The 5,376-nt window shown below is 57.9% G+C and carries 1 tRNA gene and 3 rRNA genes; all 4 read right to left on the reverse strand.

The annotated features are described in order from the left end of the window. Positions 1-118: 118 nt before the first annotated feature. The 4 genes from rrf to AC6I6S_RS20500 all read right to left on the reverse strand — a co-directional run bounded on the left by rrf (position 119) and on the right by AC6I6S_RS20500 (position 5,201). Positions 119-240: ribosomal RNA gene (gene rrf / locus AC6I6S_RS20485) — 5S ribosomal RNA — on the reverse strand. Positions 241-389: 149 nt separating this feature from the next. Continuing rightward, a 23S ribosomal RNA gene (locus AC6I6S_RS20490) occupies positions 390-3,309 on the reverse strand. 216 nt (positions 3,310-3,525) lie between these two features. Next, positions 3,526-3,597 (reverse strand) — tRNA-Ala (locus AC6I6S_RS20495). Positions 3,598-3,726: 129 nt separating this feature from the next. Beyond that, positions 3,727-5,201, reverse strand: a 16S ribosomal RNA gene (locus AC6I6S_RS20500). Together the 16S, 23S and 5S rRNA genes with 1 tRNA gene alongside form the textbook arrangement of a ribosomal RNA operon. Positions 5,202-5,376: the final 175 nt, after the last annotated feature.

Here is a 5,376-nt window from a genome sequence, read left to right on the forward strand (position 1 = left end):
GTACGCCCCGATGGAGCGCGGTTGCTCTTCGGGTGTGGTGTAATGGCCCCTGGGTGGCGGTCGCGGTGTGGTGTGGCTGTGGTGCGTCCGCTGTGGGGCGTGAAAGTGTAGTATGAGTGGTCGGCGGCGAACCAGGTCTCCCAGAGGGTCTCCCACTCCAGTACGCACTGGTACGCAGGCGAGCTTAACTACCGTGTTCGGGATGGGTACGGGTGGAACCTCGCCGCTGTGGCCGCCGTAATGCCGATTAACGGAATCGAACCGTCGTCCTGTTGCCAGGAGCCCAGTATCGGTGGTCTGTCTGTGACCGTTGTGTATGTGTAGTCCAGTTTGCGTCCGGACCCGTTCTCGCGTCACGGATCCAATGCGTATGTACCCTAGTGGGTATGAGTGTGTGGCTCGATCGGTTAGTGCTCGCGGGCTCAACGCCTCGTTGCCTTGGCGCGTACACCCCGAGTCTATCGAACTCGTCTTCTACGAGTGATCTCAGATGGTATCTCTTTTTCAAGTGGGTTTCGAGCTTAGATGCGTTCAGCTCTTACCCCGTGATGCGTGGCTGCCCGGCACGTGCCTTCTCAGACAACCGGTACACCAGTGGCATCCATTCGTAGTTCCTCTCGTACTATACGAACGTTCTCGTCAGATACCGTAACACCCCCAATAGATAGCAGCCGACCTGTCTCACGACGGTCTAAACCCAGCTCACGACCTCCTTTAATAGGCGAACAACCTCACCCTTGCCCGCTTCTGCACGGGCAGGATGGAGGGAACCGACATCGAGGTAGCAAGCCACCCGGTCGATATGTGCTCTTGCGGGTGACGACTCTGTTATCCCTAAGGTAGCTTTTCTGTCAGCAATTGCCCGCATCAAGCAGGCTAATTGGTTCGCTAGACCACGCTTTCGCGTCAGCGTCCGTCGTTGTGCCGGACACTGTCAGGCTTCCGTATGCTCTTGCGCTCTTACTCGGGTCTCCGACCCGAGTGAGGAAACCTTGGGGCGCGCTCGATATCTTTTCAAGCGCGTACCGCCCCAGTCAAACTGCCCGGCTACCAGTGTCCTCCGCCAGGAGTGAGAGTCGCAGTCACCATCGGGTAGTATTTCAGTGATGCCTCGGTGGCCCGCTAGCGCGGGTACCTGTGTAACGGCTCCTACCTATGCTGCACAATGGCGACCACGTCTCAGTGACAGCCTGCAGTAAAGCTCTATAGGGTCTTCGCTTCCCCTTGGGGGTCTCCAGACTCCGCACTGGAACGTACAGTTCACCGGGCCCAACGTTGGGACAGTGGCGCTCTCGTTGATCCATTCATGCAAGCCGCTACTAAAGCGGCAAGGTACTACGCTACCTTAAGAGGGTCATAGTTACCCCCGCCGTTAACAGGTCCTTCGTCCCCTTGTACGGGGTGTTCAGATACCTGCACTGGGCAGGATTCAGTGACCGTACGAGTCCTTGCGGATTTGCGGTCACCTATGTTGTTACTAGACAGTCGGAGCGCCCGAGTCACTGCGACCTGCCCCTTTCCGGGGCAGGCATCCCTTATTGCGAACGTACGGGACTAACTTGCCGAATTCCCTAACGTCGGTTGTTCCCAACAGCCTTGGCTTTCGCCGCCATGAGTACCTGTGTCGGATCTCGGTACGGACGGTATGCTCGTCTTTTCACGGGCTCCAGGTTGACCCAGCTTGCGATATCCAGCCATTCGACCGCTTCGTGCCATTACGGCTTCCACGGTCTTCGACTGTTCTGCCGGGCGAAGGCCCGGCCTGGGTGGCCCTGAAGCGTCGACTTTGAATGCATACCGGCATAGGAATATTAACCTATTTCCCTTTTGTCAGCTTCGACTTACGGGCTGACTTAGGACCGGCTAACCCTCAGCTGATCAGCATTGCTGAGGAACCCTTACTCGTTCGGCCGTCGGGGTTCTCACCCGACTAACGCTGCTACTATGACCAGAATTATCGTTACCGCACGGTCCACACGAATTCTCATCCGTGCTTCCACCCGAACGGAATGCCAACCTACGGGGTCACTCGGTGAAGAGTGCCGCCGGGTCTCGGTGATGGACTTGAGCCCCGATCATTTTGGGCGCCGCAAACCTCGGCCGGTAAGCTGTTACGCTTTTCTTAGAGGGTAGCTGCTTCTAAGCTCACCTCCCGGCTGTCTAGGGCTTGCGACCACCTTCAATCGCACTTAGTCCATACTTGGGGACCTTAACCCAGCTCTGGGTTGTCTCCCTTACGGTACACAGGCTTACCCCGCGCACCGGTCTCCCTGCGTCAAACGGCGTTCGTAGGTTCGGAGTTGGACAGGGGGGCACACTCCTCTCGGAGTGCGCTCCCCCAATCCGTCGCTCTACCCCACGAACTACCTCAGCAGAGGTCATGCTTCGACATGTTTCGGTTGGAACCAGCTGTTTCCGAACTCGATGGGCCTTTCACCCCTACACATAGGTCACGCGAGGGTATTGTAGGACACCAACGCTAACGGGCCTCCACGCACCTTTCGGTGCGCTTCACCCTGCCCATGTGTAGATCGTCCGGTTTCGGGTCGTGCCCGTCTGACTCCCCGCGCTTGAACACGGTGACCCTCGTCGTAAGACTGCGGTCATATCGGTTTCCCTACGCCTTCCCCGATGATCGGGTTAGACTCGTCAAACAGGCACACTCTCTGGTTCGTTTTTCAAAACGTACGACGGAACACCGGCTTCCCACACTTCTTACTGGAGGCTTGCACCTCGGTCATTCCGTGTGGGACCTTGTATGCCCCGTCGCTCTATCGCCAACTGATTTCACGCCCTATTGCACCTCCCTTTTTGGGGTGCTTTTCAGCGTTCGCTCACGCTACTTGTTCGCTATCGGTCTCAAGGAGTGTTTAGTCTTCGCGGTCGATGCCCGCGATCTTCACGAGGGATATCCAACCCCCGATACTCTGGAGCTGACTCGTTTCGTACTACTCGACAGTACGGGACTGTCACCCTGTCTCGTGCTCCGTTCCAGGAGACTTCTTGTCGAGGTTCGGAAAGTGATCGTCAGTCCGAACACCACATTGCCCGTGAGGGCTTCGGTTTGGACTGTGTCGTCTTCATTCGCCATTACTAACGACATCGCGTTTGCTTTCTCTTCCTGCCGGTACTGAGATGTTTCAATTCCCGGCGTTCCCCATTGCGCGAAGCAATTGCGGTGGGGATTCCCATTCGGAGATCCTCAGTTCTTACCCTCCATGCGGGTCCCTGAGGCTTATCGCAGCTTGGCACGTCCTTCTTCAGCTCTTGAGCCGAGCGATCCACCAGCTGGCACAGTAGCCACGTTCATCGGATCTGGTTGCTATGCAACCAATAGTGACCCGGGAACGGGTCCAGTGGACGCCTGGACTACACGTACACACGGTCTCATCTGCACGCCGGTAGACGGCCGGCCTGCATTAACCCTTCCCAGTCACACTTGCGCGGACTGGTGCATCGGTTGGTCGGATTTGATCTGAATCGTGCCACCCGTATAAGGGGCACGATTCGATCCTCTCCGAGACATGGACCCACAGGGATTCGAACCCTGGGCATCCTCCTTGCAAAGGAGGCACTCTACCACTGAGCTATGGGCCCACCCCGCCTCTCGCGGGGTGAATTGGCGAGCCATGATAGTTCAAAGGTGCTCGTCCGGCCGACGCGGTGTCGACAGCGAACGGACCGATAGGTTGCGATGAGCCAGGACGTCGTCCTGGTCTCGATCTGTGGAGGTGATCCAGCCGCAGATTCCCCTACGGCTACCTTGTTACGACTTAAGCCCCCTTGCGAAGCCCAGATTCGACCGCCGTGACGGCGGCCTCATCCGGACCTCACTCGGGTGCTTTGACGGGCGGTGTGTGCAAGGAGCAGGGACGTATTCACCGCGCCCTTCTGAGGCGCGATTACTACCGAATCCAGCTTCATGTGGGTGAGTTTCAACCCACAATCCGAACTACGATCGAGTTTCGGAGATTAGCGCCCCCTCTCGGGGTGGCATCCCACTGTCTCGACCATTGTAGCCCGCGTGTAGCCCAGCACATTCGGGGCATACTGACCTACCGTTGCCCGTTCCTTCCTCCAGTTTGGCACTGGCAGTCCACCTAATGTACCCAACCACCACAAGGGTGTTGCTGGCAATTAGGCGCGCGGGTCTCGCTCGTTGCCTGACTTAACAGGACGCCTCACGGTACGAGCTGACGGCGGCCATGCACCTCCTCTCAATGGCTCCACTAAGCTCATCACACTGAGCTTCACTGCACATTGTCGGTGCTGGTGAGATGTCCGGCGTTGAGTCCAATTAAACCGCAGGCTCCTCCGGTTGTAGTGCTCCCCCGCCAATTCCTTTAAGTTTCATCCTTGCGGACGTACTTCCCAGGCGGTCTGCTTCACGGCTTCCCTACGGCACACCACAGGCTCGTAGCCTGTGGCACACCTAGCAGACATCGTTTACGGCTCGGACTACCCGGGTATCTAATCCGGTTCGTGACCCGAGCTTTCGTCCCTCACCGTCGGATCCGTCTTCCAGAGGCGCTTTCGCCACCGGTGGTCCGTCCAGGATTACGGGATTTCACTCCTACCCCAGACGTACCCCTCTGGTCTTCCGGTCCCAAGCCAAACAGTTTCCACCGGACGCCTCCCCGTTAAGCGGGGAGATTTCCCGATAGACTTGTCTGGCCGGCTACGGACGCTTTAGGCCCAATAATAGCGGTCATCACTCGAGCTGCCGGTATTACCGCGGCGGCTGGCACCGGTCTTGCCCAGCTCTTATTCGCCCACCACCTTACGGTGGGAAAAAGCGAGGACGATATGCCCTCGCACTTGGAGTCCCCTTATCGCACTGGCGTGCAGTGTAAAGGTTTCGCGCCTGCTGCGCCCCGTAGGGCCCGGAATCTTGTCTCAGATTCCGTCTCCGGGCTCTCACTCTCATGACCCGTACCGATTATCGGCACGGTGGGCCGTTACCCCACCGTCTACCTAATCGGCCGCAGCCACATCCACTGGCGCCGGAGCGTTTCGGGCTCGAGCCAGTTCCAGGCATCGAGCTGTATGCGCTATTAGCCTCAGTTTCCCGAGGGTATCGCGCTCCAGTGGGTAGTTTGGCCACGTGTTACTGAGCTATTCGCCACGAATCTAAATTCGTACGACTAGCATGGCTAAATCGGACTCCAATAGCAATGACCTCCGGCAGGATCAACCGGAATGCTATCCCCCGGCGAAGCCGGGGAGGTTGGCGGAGAATCTCGTCTGATTCTCACACGTAACTTGGTCCGTTCGGTGACGACGGTCGCGTCGACCGATCGAGCGTCACCGAACTATCATGGCTCACATCAGATCCCATCTTGACGGCGGACCGCAGGGGTGGGATCCTCATCTCCT

Source organism: Natrononativus sp. DTA114, from assembly GCF_059736515.1.